Consider the following 21,907-nt stretch of genomic DNA (forward strand, 5'->3'; position numbering starts at 1 on the left):
AGTTTTTTCTATAATATTCGCTTTTTCTATAATAAAAGGACATTTGAATGACAAATCCATTACTCACACCCACCACCTTACCCGCATTTTCCAAAATCGAGCCGCAATATATCGAACCTGCCATCAAGCAACTGATTCAAGAAAATCGTGAAACCATCGAACGCGTGGTAAAACAACCGCACTTTACTTGGGAAAATTTCATCCTGCCGTTAACGGAAGCCGGCGATCGTTTAAGCAAAGTTTGGTCGCCGATTTCGCATTTGAATTCGGTAAAAAATAGCTCCGAATTACGCGAAGCCTACCAAGCCTGTCTGCCGCTATTGGCGGAATACAGCACGTGGGTCGGCCAACATCAGGGGTTATATGAAGCCTATTTGCAATTAAAAAACAGCCCTGAATTTGCCGGTTACAGCCAAGCACAGAAAAAAGCCATTGAAAACAGCCTGCGTGATTTCAAATTATCGGGCATCTCCTTGCCGCCGGAAAAACAACAACGTTATGGCGAAATCACCGCGCGATTATCTGAGCTCACCTCCCAATTCAGCAATAACGTGCTGGACGCCACCATGGGCTGGGAGAAAGTCATTGAAGACGTAAACCTTCTTAAAGGCTTGCCGGAATCCGCACTGGAAGCGGCAAAACAATCGGCGGAAAGCAAAGGGTTAAGCGGCTATCGCTTTACCTTGGAATTTCCGAGCTACATTCCGGTGATGACATATTGTGAAAACCGTGAATTGCGCGAAGAGATGTATCGTGCTTTCGCCACCCGCGCCTCCGATCAAGGTCCGAATGCGGGCAAATGGGATAATTCTGCAATTATGCAGGAAATTTTGAGTCTGCGCGTTGAATTAGCAAAATTGCTGGATTTCAACACCTATACCGAATTATCCCTTGCCACCAAAATGGCGGAAAATCCACAACAGGTGTTGGACTTCTTAGAAAATCTCGCTACCCGCGCCAAAGCACAAGGCGAACATGAATTACAGGAATTAAAAGATTTCTGCAAAACACACTATAATTTGACCGCACTTGAGCTTTGGGATTTGTCCTTTTACAGCGAGAAACAAAAACAACATTTATATGCCATTAGCGATGAAGAATTGCGCCCTTATTTCCCGGAAGATCGTGTCCTTAACGGCTTATTTGAACTGATTAAACGCATTTTCAACATTCGTGCCGTAGAACGTCATGATGTGGAAACCTGGCATAAAGATGTGCGCTTCTTTGACTTAATTGATGAAAATGATGAAGTTCGCGGCAGCTTCTATTTAGATTTGTATGCCCGTGAACATAAACGCGGCGGCGCATGGATGGACGATTGTATCGGTCGTCGCAAAACCATCGACGGTAGTCTACAAAAACCGGTCGCCTATTTAACCTGTAACTTCAATCGTCCGCTCGGTGATCAACCGGCATTATTCACCCATGATGAAGTCACTACCCTGTTCCATGAATTCGGGCATGGGTTACATCATATGCTCACCAAAATCGATGTGGCGGATGTCGCCGGCATTAACGGTGTGCCTTGGGATGCCGTGGAATTGCCAAGTCAATTTATGGAAAACTGGTGCTGGGAAGAAGAAGCGTTGCAGTTTATTTCCGGTCATTATCAAACGGGTGAACCGTTACCAAAAGAGAAACTGACCCAATTACTCAAAGCGAAAAATTTCCAAGCGGCGATGTTTGTTTTGCGTCAGCTGGAATTCGCGTTGTTTGATTTCCGTTTGCATCATACTTTTGAACCGAATAAACAGAATCAAGTATTGGATATGCTACACGCCGTGAAACGCCAAGTTGCGGTGATTCCGGGTGCACAATGGGGAAGAATGCCGCACAGCTTCAGCCACATTTTTGCCGGCGGTTATGCGGCGGGCTATTACAGCTATTTATGGGCGGAAGTGTTATCGGCAGATGCTTATTCTCGCTTTGAGGAAGAAGGCATTTTCAATGCGAAAACCGGTCAATCTTTCTTGGATGAAATCCTCACCAAAGGCGGTTCCGAAGAGCCGATGACGTTATTCAAAAACTTCCGTGGTCGTGAACCGCAATTAGATGCGCTACTCCGCCACAAAGGCATTGCAAATTAAAAAACGCCGTTGAAAACGACCGCACTTTTCCTTCAGGCGATAAAGTGCGGTCATTATTTTAGGTGTTTTTTACCATGGAAAAAAGGCTTACTCATTACAAGTAAGCCTTCTTATTTAAAACCGAGTTATTTTTTCAGAACCAATACAACGGAATCACCGGCAACCACTTCACCGGATTTTTTCTCCATATTACTGATTTCGTCCATATTAGAGATCACCACCGGCGTTAATACAGATTTGGCTTTTGCTTCTAATAACGGAAGATCCAATTCAATAATGGTATCACCACGTTTTACGGTTTGACCTTCTTTTGCAACACGGGTAAATCCTTCGCCTTTCAATTCAACGGTATCAATGCCGAAGTGTACAAACAATTCAACGCCTTCTTTTGATTCCATTGAAAAGGCATGATTAGTTTCAAAGATTTTACCAACTACGCCATCCACCGGTGCAACCAGTTTGTTACCGGTCGGGCGAATTGCAACACCGTCACCAACGATTTTTTCAGAGAATACGACATCCGGAACATCTTCAATGTTCACGATTTCTCCGGAAAGTGGCGCATAGATTTCCACATCCATCGCTTTCTTGTCTTTTGAACCAAATAATTTGTCAAATAAACCCATTTTACTCTCCTGACGTTAAAAAATGCGGTCGTATTTTAGCTTAAAATCTAAAAGTTGTATCTAATTTAATGCTTTTTCATACAAAAAATCAGAGACCAAACTTTCAATTTCGGCAGCCGTCGGTTGCTGTAACGCTTTTTCAGCTAAGGCTTTTGCATCTTGGAAATTCACATTACGGATTAATTTCTTAATGCGCGGCACAGAAATGGCACTCATACTGAACTCATCCAAGCCCATACCCAACAATAGAATCGTCGCGCGTTCATCACCTGCCAACTCACCACACATACCGGTCCATTTTCCTTCTGCATGAGAGGCATCAATCACCTGTTTAATTAAGTTCAGCACCGATGGACTCATTGGGTTATAGAGATGGGAAATTAACTCGTTACCACGGTCAACCGCCAAAGTGTATTGTGCTAAATCATTGGTACCGATACTAAAGAAATCCACTTCTTTTGCTAAGAATCCGGCATTGACGGCCGCCGCCGGGGTTTCAACCATTACACCGATTTGAATATCTTCATCAAAGGCTTTGCCTTCGTTACGCAATTCAACTTTTAATTTTTCAACCACCGATTTTAATTCGCGAATTTCTTCCACGGAAATAATCATCGGGAACATCACCGCTAGTTTTCCGTAAGCAGAAGCGCGCAACACGGCTCTTAATTGCGCATGTAGAATCTCACGACGATCCAACGCAATGCGAATTGCACGCCAGCCAAGGAACGGGTTCATTTCTTTCGGCAGATTCAAATATGGCAGTTCTTTATCGCCACCGATATCCATGGTACGCAACACCACGAGATTCCCATTCATGGCTTCTACCACTTCTTTATACGCAATAAACTGTTCTTCTTCGGTTGGTAGCTGGTCGCGGTCCATGAACAAAAATTCGGTACGGTATAAACCAACACCTTCCGCGCCGTTACGTTCAGCGCCTTCCACATCACGGATTGTACCGATATTCGCCACCACATCGACACGGTGACCATCTAACGTGAGCGCCGGTAAGTCTTTTAATTTTGCTAATTCGGCTTTTTCTTCCACCAATTTCGCTTGTAATGCTTTCAAACGTTGAATATCTTCTTGAGAAGGATTGACATAAACTACGTTATTTAGCGCATCCAGGATCAGGTAATCCCCGGTATTCACTTTATGGGTAACGTTATTGGTTCCCACGATTGCCGGCAATTCCAAAGAGCGCGCCATAATTGAAGTATGGGAGGTGCGACCACCAATGTCGGTAACAAAGCCTAACACTTTATCCAAATTTAACTGTGCGGTTTCGGAAGGGGTTAAATCATAGGCAACCAAAATCGCTTCTTCGTTAATTTCACCTAAATCGACGATATGCATACCTAAAATATTTTTAATTAAACGATTACCAATATCGCGAATATCGCCGGCACGTTCTTTCAAATATTCATCATCAATTTCCGATAACATCGCCACTTGCTGATCGATAATCACATTCGCGGCAACTGCAGCATTGACATGATTTGAACGAAGGTAATCAATGATTTCTTCTTCCAGTTCCTCATCTTCCAAAATCATTAAATGACCTTCAAAGATAGCCGCCTTCTCTTCCCCCAAAGATTGATAGGCCCGATCTTTAATAGAATTTAACTGTTCAACCGCAGCATCGCGTCCCGCATAAAAGCGTGCCACTTCATCTTCAATTTGGCTGTCTTTAATTTTTTGCGTATCAAGTACAATTTTTTCTTCTTTAAGCACAAGTGCTTTGCCAAAAACAATACCCGGAGAGGCCGGAATTCCTGAAATCATAGTAACCTTCTTATTAAACTGAACAAAAATCAATCACTCACTAAATAGAATAAAAGCCATAACCCGCCATCCAAAAGCTTATAGCAACAAGGAGGAAAATTATGGCTGCTTAATTATTCTAATGTAGGAATTAATGCAACAAGATGCTCAACCGCTTTTTCCGCGTCCTCACCTTCTGCCGAGATAGTAATCACAGTTCCCTGAGTTAACGCCAGTGTCTGTAATTTAAACAAACTTTTCGCACTGGCACTTTTACCGGCGGATGTGACCGTAATGTCAGAAGCAAACGCTTTCGCTTCTTTTACAAATTGCGCTGCCGGACGCGTGTGTAAACCATTAGCTGCAGTAATTTCAACATCTTTTGAATACATGTTACTTTCCTCTAAAAAGTTAATAGAATGCATTTAATTCATTTCAGTATTTTTTCAATTATTTATTTAAAATACTAAAATAAATGACAGTATCTTGTGTTTCATCTTCTGATGCAAGCCGTTTTACCCAAAAGTTTGAATCAGATCACAAAAAAATTCAAAATAAATTAATCTTTTAACCAAAAATTAACATTCAATGCCTAAAAAGCAGTAAACCATCTCACTCAATAGAAAAATGCCGTTGTGATTTCATGTCCCTTCGGCTGGTGAGTAAGCGGTGATAATTTTCGTAGCGCACAGCGCTAATTTTTCCTTCTTCCACGGCTTGTCGCAAAGCGCACCCCGGGTCATTTAAATGCTTACAATCACGGAATTTACAAGTTCCCAACACGGTCTGAAATTCACGATAACCTCTTGTAATCTGCTCATCTTCCAGATGCCACAAACCGAATTCCCGAATTCCCGGCGAATCAATCAGACTGCCGCCTTGCGGCAAATGATATAAACGGGATGATGTGGTGGTATGCTGTCCCAAACCTGAAGTGGAACTGATTTCCCCGACTTGCGCTTCAACATGAGGTAGCACCGCATTAATCAAACTGGATTTTCCCACACCGGATTGCCCGACAAAAATAGATACACCGTCGGATAAAAGTGCGGTCAGTTTTTCCAGATTTTTTCCGCTCTGAGCAGACACCATCAACGTTTGGTAACCGATTTTACGGTAAATTTCCAGTTGCGAATCCACCTCCTGCCACTGCAACTCCGTCAACATATCCGCCTTATTTAACACGATAATCGGTTCAATTTTGGCTTCTTCACACACCACTAAATAACGATCGATAATATTTAACGATAAACTCGGCAATACGGAAGAAATGATAATAATGCGATCAATATTGGCGGCGATCACTTTCATTCCATCATAATAATCCGGGCGGGAAATTTCATTTTGGCGCGGATGAACACCTTCAATTACCCCACTCACGCCCTGCAATTGTTCGTTGCCTTGTCGCCAAATTACACGGTCACCGACCACTACACCAGCTAAGGTCCGACGCAAATTACAACGGAAAATCTCACCCCGCTCATTTTCGACATCCGCATGACGGGCATAGCGGGTCACCACCAAGCCTTCTTGCGACGCGCCCAACATGTCATCCTGCCACTCAATCTCTTTTTTCTGATCGCGATGCAAAACTTTCTTGTTGTTGGACTGAATACGGCGTTGTTGATTCTGAGTTAATTTCGGTTTGCTCATAAAAGTGCGGTCGTTTTTTGGGGCGTTTTTCGCTAGAATAACAAAAATTTTGCATAGGATACCTTATATCATGTCATTCGATAAACAAAATCTGATTTGGATTGATTTAGAAATGACCGGACTTGATCCGGAAAAAGAACGTATTATTGAAATCGCCACCATCGTGACCGATAAAAATTTAAACATCCTTGCCGAGGGCCCTGTCCTTGCTATTCGCCAGCCCGATGCGTTACTGAATAAAATGAGTGAATGGTGTGTAAAAACCCACACGGCAAACGGCTTGATCGAACGTGTTAAAGCCAGCAAACTCACCAAACGCGCGGCAGAGCTACAAACACTTGATTTCTTAAAAAAATACGTTCCGAAAGGCGCCTCCCCGATTTGTGGCAACAGCGTTGCGCAGGACAAACGCTTCCTGTTTAAATACATGCCTGAACTTGCCGACTATTTTCATTATCGCCACCTTGACGTCAGCACCTTAAAAGAACTTGCCGCCCGCTGGAGACCGGACATTTTAAACGGCTTTAATAAGCAAAATACGCATTTGGCGCTGGACGATATTCGTGAATCTATCAAAGAGTTAGCCTATTATCGTGAACATTTTTTGAAGATGGACTAAATCGTCGAATATATAAACAAGCGCGTAATTTCCACGATTTTATACTTGCACTGCACAAAAATATTCGTATAATGCCGTCTCATTCGTTTTATGTGAACGCGGGAATAGCTCAGTTGGTAGAGCACGACCTTGCCAAGGTCGGGGTCGCGAGTTCGAGCCTCGTTTCCCGCTCCAAATTTACAATCCCTCGCCTTTCAGCGAGGGATTTTTTATTCTGTGCGCGACCTTGAGACTGAAAAGTCGGTCAGAATTCCCGGTGTTTTTCAATACAAACTGACAAATCTTTAACTTATCTTTACATTGGCATATCCCTAATGCTATTGAGGTTATAAGTTATTAGGTATAAAATTAGCACTCTTACTTTGTCTTTTCTGTTATCTTCAGTCTTAAACCTAAAGAACCAATTTATGTTTAAAAAATTTCTTAATTATCTAAATAGCCGAATCTTTTGGATTTGGCTACTCTTTTTCTCATTTATTACGCTTATTATATCACCTGAGAATACTATTTATTATGGCATGTTTGTAATATACATTATCTATTATTTAATATTCTCACTAAATCAGAAATTATTCTGGAGCCTTATTACATTCGTTATCATAACGTTATCTATTTATCAGCCTATATATTTATCTTATGGAAACTTAAACTCCGGAGTTGTTGCTGCTTTTTTTGAAACCAACCCGGAAGAATCTTTTGAATTTTTAGGAAAATTAAAATTTAGCCAATTTTTACTGCCATTCTTATTTATTTTATCCGGATATATTTTATATAGACTAAGAAAACAAGCAATACCGGAAACCCCACCGACTCAACAAGAAATGAAACGTCAAAAGATCTTAAAGTATGCATTAACGGCAGTAGCAATTCTGAGTATTATTTGGCTCCCTACAAAACATCATTTCGATTATGCTTCCACAGAACAAGTAGATTCCCGTTGGACTTTAGCCAACAGCCCAATAAATCTGATTTCGTTTTATGCGAATATAATAGACAGTGTGAGCGAATATTATAGTGATAAAGAAGACTTAGAATCAGCTAAAAGTATGCGATCTCCTTGGCATATTATTTCCAGTCATCCTAAATATAAAAATTATGTGTTAATTATCGGCGAAAGTGAGAGAAAGGATTATATGTCAAGCTACGGTTTTAAGTTGCCGACAACACCATTCCTGGATAAAACGAATGGATATATTAATGCAGGTTATATTTCTGCTGCGCCGGCAACATACCATTCACTATTAAATACATTATATTTTAAACCCAAAGATAAGGGCGAAAAAAATTATTCTTTTAATATTATCACGTTAGCGAAGGCGGCCGGTATAAAAACCTTCTGGCTATCAAATCAAGGGTGTATAGGAAAATATGACACTCTTGCCAGCAGATCAGGTGCAAGTGCAGATTTTCATTACTTCACGAAAAAAGGTGGATTTATTACCAATAATACCGATGATTTCAAATTACTGGATGAACTTAAAGTCAAATTTAAAGAGAAAAGTTATGCAAATAATACACGACTATTTGTCATTCATTTGATGGGATCTCATCGTAATTTTTGCCAGAGAATCACAAAAGATGAAAAGAAATACGAATTTATAAATGAAAGTTTATCCTGTTATGTCAATAGTATTTTAAAAACGGATAAATTAATTGAAGAGATCGTCTATTTATTAAAAGCACAGAATGAAAGTTATTCTTTAATTTATTTTTCAGATCATGGATTATCGCACAAAAATAAAGAAAGCAAAGAAGAAATAGATTTAGATTTTGGTGAAGAATCAAAACAAAATTTTGAAGTACCCTTTGTTAAACTTTCCAGTGATGACACATCAAGAAATTTAGTGAATGTGAAGCGAAGTGCATTTAATTTTATCTATGGTTATGCCGAATGGTTAGGAATAAAAACAGAAGAATTAAATAATGGCTATGAGTTTTTCTCAAATAAAGATGATAAAGACATTAAAGTATTTAATTTCAGAGAAAATATTTCTTATGACACATTAAAAAACGACAATATACCGAATTTTTAAATTATAACTAAAACAATAGGATATCATAATGAATAAATATTCTGCCGGAACGGTAAAATCTGTATTTTTTATGTCGGGCTTTGCTGCCTTAATTTATCAAATAGCATGGCAAAGAATGTTATTTACTGCTTTTGGAGTAGACTTAGAATCAATCACTGTTATTATTGCCGTCTTTATGGCCGGATTAGGCATAGGTGCTTATTTTGGCGGACGCATTGCCGATAAATTTCCTAAACAAATTATTTTACTCTTCGCATTAACAGAAATCGGGATTGGTACATTCGGTTTCTTAAGCCCCACACTAATTAATTTAACCCAAGCGTTATTTTTACATTCGGCACTTCTTACTGTCGCGTTCTCTAACTTTGTTTTATTGCTATTCCCTACGTTTCTAATGGGAAGCACTCTTCCCCTGCTGACACAATATTTAAATCAACACTTTGATAATATTGGCAATAATATAGGCTGGTTATACTTTACCAATACTTTAGGCGCGGCATTTGCCTGTATAACAACCGGGTTTATCTTATTCAATTATTTTACAATCACACAAGTAATCTACTTGGCAGCAATTATTAATTATCTTGTAGCGACAGTTATATTCTTAAAATACGGGAAAAAAGGAATCAGTCATGACAATCACTAAAAAAGCAATAATATTATCTTTTCTAAGTGGCTTCCTAAGCTTAGGATTAGAAGTGATTTGGATTAGACTTTTTGGTTTCTATGGTATTTCTCTACCCCAAATATTTTCTTTAACGCTTGCCTTATTTTTATTGGGTATCGCTTGTGGTTCTTTAATTGGCAAGCGCTTATGCCAATCAGAAAAAGGAACTGTTCAATATATTGGGTATTCTTTTCTGCTATCTTCAATTTTTGATTGCTTAACAATCTCACTAATAGTTAATTTCCCTATTGAGGGTATGTTAGGCATCTTTATCGTATGCATATTTTACAGCGCACTACTAAGAGGAATTGTGTTCCCAATTGTTCATCATTTAGGTGCGGAACAGAAAAAAACAGGTGCAGCAATTTCTAATGTCTATTTTGCTAATGTTCTGGGATGTACAATTTCTCCGATATTAATTGGATTTTACCTCCTTGACATTTTTACTACACAACAAACATATTTTATCATCACTTTTATTACCCTGGTTACAGCTGCATTCTGTATACAAGAAAAATGGCTAAAAAGCACAACCGCTCTTATAGCTACTATTATTATAGCGATAACCTTCGTTTTACCTGAAAATATGATTCATTCATTAGCCAAGAAAAAAGATGAAAACGGGAAATATTTAAAATTAGAGAAACTGATTGAAAATAAACACGGTTTTATTCAAGTATATTTAAGCGAAAACAATGACAAACTCGTATTCGGCGGTAATGCTTATGATGGTATGCTAAATACAAATTTGAATCACAGTCATAATGGCATTGAAAGAGCTTATTTATTACCGGTTATTGCACCTCATGCGAAAAACATTCTTGTTATCGGTTTAAGTACAGCCTCTTGGACAAGAGTTTTAACATCAATGCCCGAATTGGAATCAATGACTGTTATTGAATTAAATCCGGGCTATCCTCAGCTAGCCGGAATGTACTCTGAAATGGGCAAATTTCTGCAGGACAAGCGGGTCAATCTCATCACTGATGATGGTCGCCGTTGGTTAAACCGTAATCCTGAGAAAAAATTTGACTTTATTCTAATGAATACCACATTCCATTGGAGAAATTATGCATCTAATTTACTTAGTAAAGAGTTTTTAGAATTAACAAAATCGCATTTAAATGAAAATGGTTTTATCTATTTCAACACAACGGAATCATATGATGCATACTACACCTCAAAAGAAGTTTTCCCTCATGTTTATCAATATATGAATATGTCACTAGCTTCATTGAATCCGATCAGCGCACTAACCAAAGATCAAATTACGTCCGGATTATCAAGATTAAAATGGGAAAATGGAAGTCATGTCTTCAATTCACAAGAAGAGTTAGAGAAAGGCGTTAATACTATTTTTATAAAACCTCTAATTCGTTATGAAGAGATAAATTTCCAAAATTTAGGACGCCCATTAGAAATAATTACAGATGGAAACATGATCACAGAATATAAATATGGATTTTTTAATTAAGTAAATTATGAATGAATCAATCAATCAATCAATTGCAATATTAATTCCTTGTTATAATGAAGAACATAGTATATCCGATACTGTTCTCTCATTTAGATCCGCTTTGCCTTTGGCAAAAATCTACGTTTATGATAATAATTCGACAGATAAAACTTTTGAAATTGCAAGTAAACTAGATTGTATTGTACGCAATGAACCTAAACAAGGAAAAGGTGCCGTCGTTCGCAGAATGTTTGCAGATATTGATGCAGACATTTATATTCTGGTGGATGGAGATAATACCTATGATGCCAACATTGCTCCGGATTTAGTTAACACCCTGATTCAGGAAAACTTAGATATGATAATCGGGGCGCGAAATAGAAAATCAGAATCCTACCCTAAAGGTCATATACTGGGTAATAAAATTTTTTCAAAAATAATTAGTTATTTTTTTAATTCAACTATAAATGATCTTTTTTCCGGCTATAGAATAATGACGAAACGCTTTGTCAAATCTTTACCATTAATCAGTAATGGGTTTGAAATTGAAACAGAGATGACGGTATTAGCATTACAATTAAATATGCCAATAAAGGAAATTCCCACTAACTATAGTTCAAGAAAAGAAAATAGTAAGAGCAAGTTAAGAACATATAGAGATGGGTTTAAAATATTAAGTTTTATTTTCTTCTTAATTAGAGAGCAAAAACCGCTATTATTTTTTATGACACTCTCTTTAATTTGCACACTATTTTCACTGATTACCGGTACTTCCGTTATCTTCCAGTATCTCAAGCTTGGTACGGTACTAAAAATATCTACTGCTGTATTCGCTACCAGCATGGGGATTCTGGCTATATTATTTTTTGCAATTGCATTAATTCTAGACTCAATATCCAATGCAAGAAAAGAACTTAAAAGAATGAATTATCTCAATATTAAATAAAAAATGATAAAGCAATTCTTTCGATACTTCTCAGTAGGTATCATAAATACAATAATACACTGGGGAGTATTTTATATTTTCTATCGGTTAACATACGTACAGTCATTAAGCAACCTTATAGGATTCAGTACCGCCGTAATATTCTCTTTTTTTGTAAATTCAAAATATACATTTGAAAAAGAAATTAATATTACACGAATGGTTTTCTATGTTTCCTTCATGGGTTTAATGAGTTATCTCATAGGATTGATAGCCGATAAAATAGAAGCGCTCCCGGCAATTACGCTAATAACCTCTTCCGGTATAAGCCTAATCCTAGGTTTTTTATATTCCAGATATATTGTTTTTCGAAATAATAAGTAATAATTAAACACTAAAAAGGTTAATATGTATAATAAATTATTTATAAATAATGACATAAAAAAATTAGTTTATATCGCTTGTATTATTTGGATATTATGTGCCACTTTTTTAATTATACGGAACTGGAGTGATGTCGCAAATTTCGCATTGAGTGATACTGATGATCTTATGCGCTATCATCAATATAGTGAGTGGTTAAAAAATGGGAATTGGTATTTACTGCCGGATCCTCAATTTAACCCACAAGACGGCGTTATCATGCACTGGTCCAGAGTTGTGGATATTCCATTAGCCGGGGTAGCCCTGCTTGCTTCTATTTTCACCGATTGGAACACCGCATTCACCATATCGAATGTTATAACACCACTCCTTTATCTATTAATTTTTTTATTAATTATATCACTAATATCTTACCGTTTATTTGGGCTGGAGACAGCTAAAATAGCAATGCTGTTTCCACTATTAGCACCAATTAGTTATCGTTTTCTTCCGGGCGCTTTAGATCACCATAATCTTCAGTTTATTTTATTAATATCTTTTTGCATTTTCTCTATAGCAAAAAATAAACAAAATCAAAACGGGCAGCCATTCTTTATAGCGATAAGTATAGTTTTATCATTATGGATAGGGCTAGAAAACATATATAGCTTTGTTGCCATTTTAATGCTATTTGTTTTATATGGTTTACTGAATAATTTATATTACTTAGAATTAGCCAAAAAAATATGCCTGCATAGTAGTATTCTATCTTTTGCAGTATTAATACTAAACAGACCTGCAAATGAATTATTTATCCCACAATATGACGCTTTATCATTTCCATTCTTACTTTGTTTTATTGCAGGATCTATTCTTTGTACTTTATTGATTAAGTTTTCTATTCATTTTACTAACAAAATTAAAAAAATTGCTTTTTTGTGTGTAACAGGTATTGCTTTAGTTCTGCCTATCATAATTATTTATCCAAACCTAATAAAAGGAGGGTATGCCGACTACCCTATTTTCCTTAAGGATAACTGGCTATCTTTTGTCTCTGAAGCAAGACCATTAACTGTGACAATATCTCAGGATATCGGAGATATAGGTTATTTTATTGCGATTCTTCCCGCTATCCTTTCTCCATTATTTTTATCTGATAAAAAGGAATTAAATTACTGGATTATATATATCGCTTTAATCACTAATTTATTACTGGCAATATTTTGGCAAGTAAGAATGTTCTATACAGCAATGTCTGTTGCAATTCCTTTACAAGCTTATACTTGCTACTCATTAAGAGAGAAATGTTCATTACCGATAACAAAAACTATCATTTTATTTTTATCAATACCTACATTTCTATTAATTTCAACTAAAATAATCATAAATTTCAACGATGAAAATGAATCCAAAGAGATTTATGACGAAAAATATAATAATAGCTACTATGCGACGAAAAAATTACTTAATAAAAACAATTTAGAAAATAAAATTATATTACCTCCTATTGATTTAGGTGCTGCCGTTATTGCTACAACATCCAATGCTTCTATTTCTGCGCCTTACCACAGAAATATAAGAGGAAATTCTGATACAATGCGGTTTTATACGTCAGTTAATACAGATGATGCAGAAAAATACTTGATTAGAAATAATGTGGATTATATTCTGATTGAGAAAAATTTTGCCAATGTTTTAGCCGATAAATATAAGGGGAAAGAAATCATGGCTCAAAAATTAATAGATAAGAAAGATATACCTGATTATCTTGAATTTATTGATGCCAATGAAAACACCAATATTATTTTATATAAATTTATTAAACCCGAACTCAAATAACTTAACTATAATGTAATGAGAAAAAGTCATTTTTTAAAATAATGACTTTTTCTCATTCCAAATGCCCACTGTAACCATACATCAATTCAAAGCCACTACATAATCCCGCCAAAGTGCGGTACAATTCCTTACTACTTTTTAAACTGACAAACAGCATGATCGATAGATTTAGCCAATACATTTCTGATGAAAATGCCATGTGCGCCTTTGGAGCAAAACTTATCAATGCGATAAGCCATGTTCCGAATCAACAAGGCATTGCACTTTATTTGAACGGTGATCTTGGCGCTGGGAAAACGACCTTAAGCCGTGGGATGATTCAAGCTTTGGGGTATCAAGGTAAAGTAAAAAGCCCGACTTACACGTTAGTGGAAGAATATCGATTCCGCAACAAAACCGTTTACCATTTTGATTTGTATCGTCTTGCCGATCCTGAAGAGCTGGAATTTATGGGCATTCGTGATTATTTTAGTGAAAACACGCTTTGCTTGATTGAGTGGGCTGAGAAAGGAACAGGCATGCTTATGGCGGCAGATTTGTTGGTCAACATTGCCTATGCGGAAACTGCCCGTCACATTGAATTGGTTGCTCAATCGCCAATCGGCAGACAGATTATTGAACAATTAAATAACGATGATGTACCACAATGAAACTCGGCAATATCTTTAAATTATTTCTTGTCAACAGCGTTTTTTTCTTTGCAATGCCCGTTCTCGCCGGTAACGCATGGACAATTGCCGTTGATCCCGGTCATGGCGGGAAAGACCCCGGCGCTATCGGGCGCAACCTAAAAATTTATGAAAAAAATGTAACCCTTTCTATCGCCCGTGAATTAAAAGCGCTTTTAGATAAGGATCCGCGTTTTCATGCCGTATTAACCCGCAACGGCGATTACTTTATTTCCGTGCCGCAACGTTCCGAAATTGCGCGTAAGCACAAAGCCAATTATTTGGTTTCCATTCATGCAGATTCCTCAGAAACCCCGAATTTACGCGGCGCTTCCGTATGGGTGTTGTCAAACCGTCGCGCCAATGACGAAATGGGGCAATGGCTGGAAGATCATGAAAAACGTTCGGAGCTGTTGGGCGGAGCGGGTAGCGTGCTCGCTTCACATAATGAAAAATACTTGGATCAAACGGTTTTAGATTTACAATTCGGACATAGCCAACGGGTGGGTTATGAATTAGGCAATATCGTGCTGCGCCATTTTTCCCAAATTGCTTCTTTAAGCCGCCCGACACCACGCCATGCAAGCCTTGGCGTCTTACGTTCGCCGGATATTCCATCCATTTTGGTAGAAACGGGCTTTCTCTCCAATCAAGATGAAGAACTGAAATTAAGCACGCCCGCCTACCGCAAAAAAATTGCAAAAGCCATTTATAACGGTTTGGTCGAATATCGTCGTCAAAATTATAAAGACGAGCCAAAAATTCCGACCGTAAAAACACCTGAAAAATCCACCGCACTTGAAGTGACGGACAGTGGCATTCGTCATAAGGTGAAATCAGGCGAAGGCTTAGGCAAACTGGCTGAAAAATACCATGTTAACATCGCGGATATCATTGCGTTAAACAAATTAAAACGCAAAAAATTGTGGGTGGGCGAAACCATTAAAATCCCTGATAATGGCAAAAACAACGCGACCAACACGAAGGAAAACACCGAAACTAAACCGGTGAAAAGTGCGGAAATTAAAGACAGCGGCATTCGCCATAAAGTGAAAAAAGGCGAAACTTTAACTAAACTTGCGGCAAGATATAAAGTTTCCGGTAACGATATTCTTACGCTCAATAAGCTAAAACGTAAAGAACTGCAACTGGGTGAAACCATTAAAATTCCTGCCGTTGCCAAAGCGGAAGATACCATGAAAACCGAAGCCAAAACGGAAAAAGGGAAAGCTGCAGAAAATACGAAAAGCAAGGACGAAAACACCTCGGGGAAAGGCAAAGCGGAAGTAAAACAAGCTGTGCCGACTTTCCATGTGGTGAAAAAAGATCAAACGCTCTACTCCATTGCACGTGAGTATAATCTTTCGCCAAATACCTTGCTAAAACTGAACCCGCAATTAAAAAACGGCAAAGTGTTAAGCGGGCAAAAAATCCGACTGGTTGAAAACAAACACGGGAAAAAATAATGACCATACGCATTTTATCGCCACAATTAGCTAACCAAATTGCCGCCGGGGAAGTGGTTGAACGCCCTGCTTCGGTGGTGAAAGAATTGGTGGAAAACAGCCTTGATGCCGGTGCCGATAAAATTCAAATTGATATTGAAAACGGGGGCGCCGGGCTGATTCGCATTCGTGACAATGGCATCGGCATTGCTAAAGAGGAGCTAGCTTTAGCCCTTGCCCGCCATGCCACCAGCAAAATTGCCGATTTAGCAGATTTGGAAGCCATTTTAAGCCTGGGATTTCGCGGTGAAGCGCTCGCCAGTATCAGTTCTGTCTCCCGCTTAACCCTCACCTCCCGCACAGCCGAACAAAGCGAAGCTTGGCAAGTTTATGCCCAAGGGCGGGATATGAAAACCATCATTCAACCCGCCTCTCATCCTGTGGGCACTACCGTTGAAGTGGCAAATTTATTTTTTAACACGCCTGCCCGTCGCAAATTTTTACGTTCGGAAAAAACCGAATTTTCCCATATTGATGAAGTTATTCGTCGCATTGCATTAGCCAAATTTCACATTAACTTTACTCTGACACACAATGGGAAAGTGCTTCGCCAGTATAAAAGTGCGGTCACCCATGAACAAAAATTAAAGCGCGTCGCTGCTATTTGCGGTCAGGATTTTATTCAAAACGCGTTACAAATCGACTGGAAACACGATGACCTGCATTTATCCGGCTGGGTGGCGTTGCCGCAGTTTAACCGTCCGCAAAACGACCTGAATTATTGCTATGTCAACGGGCGCATGGTGCGTGATAAAACCATTACGCACGCGATCCGCCAAGCCTATGCGGATTATTTAACCACTGAACAATATCCCGCTTTTGTGTTGTTTATTGATCTCAATCCGAATGAGGTGGATGTGAATGTGCACCCGACCAAACACGAAGTGCGTTTCCAGCAATCCCGATTGGTGCATGATTTCATCACCCAAGGCATTAGTAACGCGCTGGCTTCAGAACAAATACACTTGACCCCGTCATCAATGGAAAATGCCGTAGAAGAACCTGCGGGTGTGTGGGAAGCGCCGACTTACACCAAACCGAATCGCTCGGCGGCAGGGCAAAATATATTCGCACCGACTACCGGTTATTCCGCCACTGCCTACGCCGAAAAAAAGAATGACGGCACGCAAAAACACCGGCAAAGTTCACCGCACTTTTATCGTGAAAATGCCCATCGTGAACAAATTACGCAGAACGTATTGAATGCCCACAAAACCTTGTGGACGGCGTTAAAAAATCAGCCTCAAACGGAAATGACCATAGCGGAAGTCAGCAAACCCAATACCGATTTTTTACACGCGCTTGCGCTTATCAACGACGAGGCATTATTGTTACAGCAAGGACAGCATTTTTATTTGTTGTCATTAGCCCGTTTGCAGCATTTAAAATTGGAGTTGAATTTAACCTTGGCGCCAACATCTCAGCCATTGTTAATCCCGATTATTTTTCGCTTATCTAATGACCAATGGCAGGCATGGTTACAACAAAAAACGTTCTTTGAGCAAATCGGTTTTACTTTTACGGAAGAGGCGACACAACATAAAATAACGCTGCAAAAAGTATCGGCACATTTACGCCAACAAAATTTACAGCAGATAATTATCTCGCTATTAAATCACTCCATCGAAAATTTACCTGAATTTTTGACCGCACTTTTGGCGTCCTTAGAATTCGCGCCCATCACCGTGCTTGCCGATGCGGTAAGTTTGCTGACCGATACGGAACAATTACTTGCCAAACAAGCGCAAACCTGCCTGATGGATTTGCTTGTGGAAATCGATTGGCAGCCTTATTTAACCCAACTGACATAACCGCCCCACTAACTATGCAAGATTCCGAACAAAAATCTTTGGCGATTTTTTTAATGGGTCCCACCGCTTCCGGCAAAACGGATTTAGCCATTCAACTGCGCCAACATCTGCCGGTGGAAGTAATAAGCGTGGATTCAGCTCTCATTTATCACGGCATGGATATTGGCACGGCAAAGCCCTCAAAAGCCGAGTTGGCACTGGCGCCCCACCGTTTAATTGATATTTGCGACCCGGCAGAAAGCTATTCCGCCGCCAATTTCCGCACCGACGCCCTACGTGAAATGCAGGACATTACCTCGTTGGGTAAAATCCCGTTATTGGTGGGTGGCACGATGTTGTATTACAAAGCGTTGCTCGAAGGCTTATCGCCATTGCCCTCCGCCGATGAAAAAGTGCGGTCAGAAATTGAAGCGAAAGCGGAACGTATCGGCTGGGCGGCATTACATCAGGAACTGAACAAAATCGACCCCATCTCGGCGCAACGCATTAACCCGAATGATTCGCAACGGATTAACCGCGCGCTGGAAGTGTTTTATTTAAGCGGCAAAACCTTAACGGAATTAACCGAACAAAAAGGCGACGCGCTGCCCTATGAGATTCTGCAATTCGCCATTGCACCGGAGCAGAGAGATCTGTTGCATCAACGCATTGAGCAACGTTTTCATAAAATGATTGAACTTGGCTTTCAACAAGAGGTCGAAAAACTGTACCGACGCGCTGATTTGCACGAGAATTTGCCCTCCATTCGCTGTGTGGGGTATCGTCAAATGTGGGAATATTTGCGTGGTGACTATAGCCATGATGAAATGGTTTTTCGTGGCATCTGCGCCACCCGCCAATTAGCCAAGCGTCAGATTACTTGGTTACGCGGTTGGAAATCACCGATTCAATGGCTGGACAGTTTACAACCGGCTCAAGCGCTTGAGAAAGTGTTAAGTTTGCTTTCAAATAAAGCGTAAAACCCTATTGCGCCTAGTGACTTTCTAAACAATTGTTGTTATATTGAATCTCGGAGGCCGTACAGCTTGGCTGTATTGTTTTTTAATAAAAATTTGTAGAAAATAGAAGGAAAGAAAAATGGCAAAAGGACAATCTTTACAAGATCCTTACTTGAACGCACTTCGTCGTGAACGCATTCCCGTTTCAATTTATTTGGTAAACGGTATCAAATTACAGGGGCAAATCGAGTCATTCGATCAATTCGTGATTTTACTGAAAAACACAGTAAATCAAATGGTTTATAAACACGCCATCTCGACTGTTGTACCGGCGCGTTCCGTCGCCCATCACAATGCTAACCAACAGCAGCAACATCAGGGACAACAGCAAGAAACTACTCCTGCCGAAAACAATGTTGAAGCTCAGGCAGAATAACGAAGCTGAAAATATTGAACCCTTTACTCAATAATTTAAGCCAAAGTGCGGTGGATTCTGCGGAAATTTCCACCGCACTTTTTGCGTCTGATAAGCCTGATAATCCCTCATCACATGAAAAATCATGGATTGAATCATGCCACTATCGTGCATTGCCTTTTTGATTCACAAAAAAATACGGATGATTTAAATGAATTTCAACTGCTCACGAAATCCGCTCAAGACAATATTTTATTGGTCAGCGCGAAATGGACAATAAAGAAGAGATCAACCAATTCGGTGAGTTTTTGCCGAATATTCGTATTGAAAAAATGGAGTGTCTGAAACTGATTAAACGTTTTGCCCCGTTTGCCGCATTTAACCCGATTCAGCCTGTAGACTAAGATTTGCCAATGCCATATTGGCGTAATTTATTGGCGATTGCCGTGTGAGATACGCCTAAACGGGCGGCAAGTTTTCTGGAGCTGGGATATTTCGCATAAAATTTATTTAACACCGCCGCTTCAAATCGCCCCATGATTTCCTCTAAAGTTTCACCTTCCAGAACAAGATCATCTATAGCCTGAGATGTAGAAACTTGCGTCTCCAGCCCTAAATCTTCAATAAGTAAACGATTTTCTTTGGCTAACGAAACGGCACGATACAGCGCGTTATAAAGTTCACGAATGTTACCAAACCAAGGATATTGTTGAAGATAATGCAAAAATTCGGCATCAAAGTGCGGTGCGGAAATGCCGAGTTTTTCACTGATTTCAGCAATAAATTGGCAGGCAAGAGGCTCAATATCTTCCACGCGCTCACGCAGCAACGGCAGGTTTAACGTCAGCACGTTTAGCCGATGGAACAAATCGCTACGCATTTTACCCTGCTCGACATAATGCTGTAACGGCTGCTGCGCCGTGCAAATCACACGTACATTGGCATAATGCTCCTCTTCCTCGCCGACACGGCGGAAGGTACCGTCGCTTAAAAAACGCAGAAGCTTCGCCTGCAAAGTCAGCGGCAACTCCTCAACACCATCTAATAACACCGTGCCGCCATCGGCATATTCAAAAAAACCGATAAATTCACCATCTTTATTACGCCGCCCGAACATTTCCGTTTCCGCGTCTTCGCCGGGAATGCCGGCACAGTTTACGGCGAGAAATGCTTTATTTCGGCGCGCACTAAAATCATGGCAGGCTTTGGCAATCACGTCTTTTCCCGTGCCGGTTTCACCTTGAATCACCAACGGCGCATCCAATAACGCAAATTTTCTGGCTTTCGCGATAACATCCCGCATTCGCGGATTTCGGCTGACGATGTGTGAAAAAGGATCGGTGGTTGAAGAAGTTGCCATAAGTGCCTCAATAAATAGAAAACAGCATAATCATACCGCTACAAAACAAAATCACCAACTATTTGGCAACTTTTATTTACAGTTTACACCTTATCTTTCTGTTTAAATTTTACATTATCAAAAATAGTTGAGCCGAGATGGCTTAATAATTCCTTATGAATTTGCGATAAACGCGGTTTTTCATCGGCTTGAAATGCCAGCGGACGACAAAATTCCATGGCTTTAATCCCCAAACGGGCGGTTAGCAAACCGACGCCAATGCCCTGTGCCATTCGGGCAGAAAGTTTGGCAGTAAGATCTTGCGAAAGCCAATTCACGCCAAGATCCTGAATTAATTCTGTCGCACCGGCAAATGCCATATTCACCAATACTATACGCAATAAACGGAGACGACTGATATAGCCCAGCTCAATGCCGTAAAGACACGCAATTTGATTCACCAAGCGAATATTACGCCACGCGATAAAAAACATATCCGCCAACGCCAGCGGGCTGATTGCCACCAAAGCCGCCGATTCAGCAGTGGCTTTATTAATCAGTTTTTTCGCTTGTTTATCAAAAGATTGCAGTACATTCTGACTAAACAAATGCAACACTTCCGACGCCGAATAAGATTCATTCACCTGCTGTCGCCATTGGATTAATCCCTCTTGTTGTCCTTCAAGGTGCAGCAGTTTGCCGATTTGCCCGCAAAGTTCGACAGCTTGTTGATTATTTACACTCGAAAATTCACCCTGAAAACCGACCGCACTTTTTAACAATTCACGGCTTTGATGTTGCATTTCGCCACGTTTCCGTAGCAGCACCAAGCGTCGCCACTCACCGATGATTGCGGATAAACCAAGCAATACCGCCAAACATAACACCAAGGAAAACGCAAAATAGATCCATTGATTTTGTTGCCAGGTATCGATCAGCCATTGCACCAATTGCGCCACCGTCGCCGTCAAAAATAAAAGTGCAGTGCCGATAAGCACGCGTTTCCACCAGCGGGGCGTCGGTTGAACGCTTTGTTCAAATTGATCTTCCAATAATTCCCCATCCAATAGGAAATTTTCCGCTTCCGTATCCGGCACCGCCTGCTCTTCACGGAATTCCTGTTTGGCAATAAACGCTTCCTGTTGCTCCACGTCATCAGCTCGGTCAAACATTTTTTTATCCATATCCTCGCTCCT

The 21,907-nt window shown here is 39.8% G+C and carries 20 protein-coding genes and 1 tRNA gene; 15 read left to right on the forward strand and 6 right to left on the reverse strand.

Annotation, left to right across the window (positions count from 1 at the left end; translation table 11 throughout):
- The first annotated feature begins 47 nt into the window (after window positions 1-47).
- Complete coding sequence (gene prlC, locus A3CS_RS0108280) at window positions 48-2,087, forward strand: oligopeptidase A (protein WP_005568192.1); 2,040 nt, start codon at window positions 48-50, stop codon at window positions 2,085-2,087.
- A 125-nt stretch (window positions 2,088-2,212) separates the two neighbouring features.
- Here the strand turns inward: prlC and crr are convergent, their stop codons facing one another.
- From crr to rsgA, 4 genes are all read right to left on the reverse strand, one after another.
- The gene (gene crr, locus A3CS_RS0108285; RefSeq protein WP_005540965.1) at window positions 2,213-2,713 is read right to left on the reverse strand and encodes a PTS glucose transporter subunit IIA; all 501 of its coding nucleotides are present in this window, start codon (window positions 2,711-2,713) and stop codon (window positions 2,213-2,215) included.
- Window positions 2,714-2,773: 60 nt separating this feature from the next.
- Entirely contained in the window at window positions 2,774-4,501 is a 1,728-nt protein-coding gene (ptsI, locus tag A3CS_RS0108290) for a phosphoenolpyruvate-protein phosphotransferase PtsI (RefSeq protein WP_005545359.1), read from the reverse strand.
- A gap of 113 nt (window positions 4,502-4,614) precedes the next feature.
- A complete protein-coding gene (gene ptsH / locus A3CS_RS0108295) occupies window positions 4,615-4,872 on the reverse strand; it encodes a phosphocarrier protein Hpr (protein WP_005540961.1) in 258 nt (85 codons plus the stop codon).
- A gap of 220 nt (window positions 4,873-5,092) precedes the next feature.
- On the reverse strand, window positions 5,093-6,133 hold the full coding sequence (gene rsgA / locus A3CS_RS0108300) for a small ribosomal subunit biogenesis GTPase RsgA (protein ID WP_005545361.1): 1,041 nt from the start codon (window positions 6,131-6,133) through the stop codon (window positions 5,093-5,095).
- 70 nt (window positions 6,134-6,203) lie between these two features.
- Here rsgA and orn point away from each other — a divergent pair, with 70 nt between their 5' ends.
- From orn to A3CS_RS1000000112410, 14 genes are all read left to right on the forward strand, one after another.
- A complete protein-coding gene (gene orn / locus A3CS_RS0108305) occupies window positions 6,204-6,752 on the forward strand; it encodes an oligoribonuclease (RefSeq protein ID WP_005545363.1) in 549 nt (182 codons plus the stop codon).
- A 98-nt stretch (window positions 6,753-6,850) separates the two neighbouring features.
- Window positions 6,851-6,926: transfer RNA gene (locus tag A3CS_RS0108310), tRNA-Gly, on the forward strand.
- Window positions 6,927-7,159: 233 nt separating this feature from the next.
- On the forward strand, window positions 7,160-8,785 hold the full coding sequence (locus A3CS_RS0108315) for a phosphoethanolamine transferase (protein ID WP_005565827.1): 1,626 nt from the start codon (window positions 7,160-7,162) through the stop codon (window positions 8,783-8,785).
- A gap of 28 nt (window positions 8,786-8,813) precedes the next feature.
- Window positions 8,814-9,431, forward strand: coding sequence for a fused MFS/spermidine synthase (locus A3CS_RS0108320; protein WP_019518403.1), 618 nt, complete (start codon window positions 8,814-8,816; stop codon window positions 9,429-9,431).
- A complete protein-coding gene (locus A3CS_RS0108325) occupies window positions 9,418-10,926 on the forward strand; it encodes a fused MFS/spermidine synthase (RefSeq protein WP_005545374.1) in 1,509 nt (502 codons plus the stop codon). The genes A3CS_RS0108320 and A3CS_RS0108325 overlap by 14 nt, the downstream gene beginning before the upstream one ends.
- A 7-nt stretch (window positions 10,927-10,933) precedes the next feature.
- The gene (locus A3CS_RS0108330) at window positions 10,934-11,854 is read left to right on the forward strand and encodes a glycosyltransferase family 2 protein (RefSeq protein WP_012820939.1); all 921 of its coding nucleotides are present in this window, start codon (window positions 10,934-10,936) and stop codon (window positions 11,852-11,854) included.
- A gap of 3 nt (window positions 11,855-11,857) precedes the next feature.
- A complete protein-coding gene (locus A3CS_RS1000000111655; RefSeq protein WP_014167692.1) occupies window positions 11,858-12,217 on the forward strand; it encodes a GtrA family protein in 360 nt (119 codons plus the stop codon).
- A 24-nt stretch (window positions 12,218-12,241) separates the two neighbouring features.
- Entirely contained in the window at window positions 12,242-14,035 is a 1,794-nt protein-coding gene (locus A3CS_RS0108335; RefSeq protein WP_005545377.1) for a hypothetical protein, read from the forward strand.
- A 155-nt stretch (window positions 14,036-14,190) separates the two neighbouring features.
- Complete coding sequence (gene tsaE, locus A3CS_RS0108340; RefSeq protein WP_005545380.1) at window positions 14,191-14,685, forward strand: tRNA (adenosine(37)-N6)-threonylcarbamoyltransferase complex ATPase subunit type 1 TsaE; 495 nt, start codon at window positions 14,191-14,193, stop codon at window positions 14,683-14,685.
- The gene (locus tag A3CS_RS0108345) at window positions 14,682-16,169 is read left to right on the forward strand and encodes an N-acetylmuramoyl-L-alanine amidase (RefSeq protein ID WP_005588703.1); all 1,488 of its coding nucleotides are present in this window, start codon (window positions 14,682-14,684) and stop codon (window positions 16,167-16,169) included. Before tsaE ends, A3CS_RS0108345 begins: the two co-directional genes overlap by 4 nt.
- The gene (gene mutL, locus A3CS_RS0108350) at window positions 16,169-18,019 is read left to right on the forward strand and encodes a DNA mismatch repair endonuclease MutL (protein WP_005568210.1); all 1,851 of its coding nucleotides are present in this window, start codon (window positions 16,169-16,171) and stop codon (window positions 18,017-18,019) included. The genes A3CS_RS0108345 and mutL overlap by 1 nt, the downstream gene beginning before the upstream one ends.
- A gap of 14 nt (window positions 18,020-18,033) precedes the next feature.
- Entirely contained in the window at window positions 18,034-18,978 is a 945-nt protein-coding gene (gene miaA, locus A3CS_RS0108355; RefSeq protein ID WP_019518404.1) for a tRNA (adenosine(37)-N6)-dimethylallyltransferase MiaA, read from the forward strand.
- Window positions 18,979-19,096: 118 nt separating this feature from the next.
- Window positions 19,097-19,393 (forward strand): RNA chaperone Hfq, encoded by a 297-nt coding sequence (gene hfq, locus A3CS_RS0108360; RefSeq protein ID WP_005542348.1) that lies wholly within the window; start codon window positions 19,097-19,099, stop codon window positions 19,391-19,393.
- 248 nt (window positions 19,394-19,641) lie between these two features.
- Window positions 19,642-19,776 carry a hypothetical protein gene (locus A3CS_RS1000000112410; RefSeq protein WP_005545392.1) on the forward strand — a complete coding sequence of 45 codons (135 nt, stop codon included), beginning with the start codon at window positions 19,642-19,644 and terminating at the stop codon, window positions 19,774-19,776.
- Here A3CS_RS1000000112410 and A3CS_RS0108370 read toward each other — a convergent pair.
- Together A3CS_RS0108370 and A3CS_RS0108375 are read right to left on the reverse strand one after the other, a co-directional pair.
- Window positions 19,773-20,732 (reverse strand): sigma 54-interacting transcriptional regulator, encoded by a 960-nt coding sequence (locus A3CS_RS0108370; protein WP_005545394.1) that lies wholly within the window; start codon window positions 20,730-20,732, stop codon window positions 19,773-19,775. The genes A3CS_RS1000000112410 and A3CS_RS0108370 overlap by 4 nt on opposite strands.
- Before the next feature lie 83 nt (window positions 20,733-20,815).
- Complete coding sequence (locus A3CS_RS0108375) at window positions 20,816-21,895, reverse strand: TIGR01620 family protein (RefSeq protein ID WP_019518405.1); 1,080 nt, start codon at window positions 21,893-21,895, stop codon at window positions 20,816-20,818.
- Between the last annotated feature and the right edge of the window lie 12 nt (window positions 21,896-21,907).

Origin of the sequence: Aggregatibacter actinomycetemcomitans DSM 8324, from assembly GCF_000372365.1 — a bacterium.
In the GTDB taxonomy this organism is placed as follows: domain Bacteria; phylum Pseudomonadota; class Gammaproteobacteria; order Enterobacterales; family Pasteurellaceae; genus Aggregatibacter; species Aggregatibacter actinomycetemcomitans.

Excerpts from the sequence above, each read along its gene's own strand:
- prlC (WP_005568192.1), top strand. The coding sequence starts at position 48 with ATGACAAATCCATTACTCACACCCACCACCTTACCCGCATTTTCCAAA.
- crr (WP_005540965.1), bottom strand. The coding sequence starts at position 2,713 with ATGGGTTTATTTGACAAATTATTTGGTTCAAAAGACAAGAAAGCGATG.
- A3CS_RS1000000111655 (WP_014167692.1), top strand. The coding sequence starts at position 11,858 with ATGATAAAGCAATTCTTTCGATACTTCTCAGTAGGTATCATAAATACA.
- A3CS_RS0108320 (WP_019518403.1), top strand. The coding sequence starts at position 8,814 with ATGAATAAATATTCTGCCGGAACGGTAAAATCTGTATTTTTTATGTCG.
- rsgA (WP_005545361.1), bottom strand. The coding sequence starts at position 6,133 with ATGAGCAAACCGAAATTAACTCAGAATCAACAACGCCGTATTCAGTCC.
- ptsH (WP_005540961.1), bottom strand. The coding sequence starts at position 4,872 with ATGTATTCAAAAGATGTTGAAATTACTGCAGCTAATGGTTTACACACG.
- orn (WP_005545363.1), top strand. The coding sequence starts at position 6,204 with ATGTCATTCGATAAACAAAATCTGATTTGGATTGATTTAGAAATGACC.
- A3CS_RS0108335 (WP_005545377.1), top strand. The coding sequence starts at position 12,242 with ATGTATAATAAATTATTTATAAATAATGACATAAAAAAATTAGTTTAT.
- ptsI (WP_005545359.1), bottom strand. The coding sequence starts at position 4,501 with ATGATTTCAGGAATTCCGGCCTCTCCGGGTATTGTTTTTGGCAAAGCA.
- A3CS_RS1000000112410 (WP_005545392.1), top strand. The coding sequence starts at position 19,642 with ATGGACAATAAAGAAGAGATCAACCAATTCGGTGAGTTTTTGCCGAAT.
- A3CS_RS0108330 (WP_012820939.1), top strand. The coding sequence starts at position 10,934 with ATGAATGAATCAATCAATCAATCAATTGCAATATTAATTCCTTGTTAT.
- A3CS_RS0108345 (WP_005588703.1), top strand. The coding sequence starts at position 14,682 with ATGAAACTCGGCAATATCTTTAAATTATTTCTTGTCAACAGCGTTTTT.
- tsaE (WP_005545380.1), top strand. The coding sequence starts at position 14,191 with ATGATCGATAGATTTAGCCAATACATTTCTGATGAAAATGCCATGTGC.
- miaA (WP_019518404.1), top strand. The coding sequence starts at position 18,034 with ATGCAAGATTCCGAACAAAAATCTTTGGCGATTTTTTTAATGGGTCCC.
- A3CS_RS0108375 (WP_019518405.1), bottom strand. The coding sequence starts at position 21,895 with ATGGATAAAAAAATGTTTGACCGAGCTGATGACGTGGAGCAACAGGAA.
- A3CS_RS0108315 (WP_005565827.1), top strand. The coding sequence starts at position 7,160 with ATGTTTAAAAAATTTCTTAATTATCTAAATAGCCGAATCTTTTGGATT.
- hfq (WP_005542348.1), top strand. The coding sequence starts at position 19,097 with ATGGCAAAAGGACAATCTTTACAAGATCCTTACTTGAACGCACTTCGT.
- A3CS_RS0108325 (WP_005545374.1), top strand. The coding sequence starts at position 9,418 with ATGACAATCACTAAAAAAGCAATAATATTATCTTTTCTAAGTGGCTTC.
- mutL (WP_005568210.1), top strand. The coding sequence starts at position 16,169 with ATGACCATACGCATTTTATCGCCACAATTAGCTAACCAAATTGCCGCC.
- A3CS_RS0108370 (WP_005545394.1), bottom strand. The coding sequence starts at position 20,732 with ATGGCAACTTCTTCAACCACCGATCCTTTTTCACACATCGTCAGCCGA.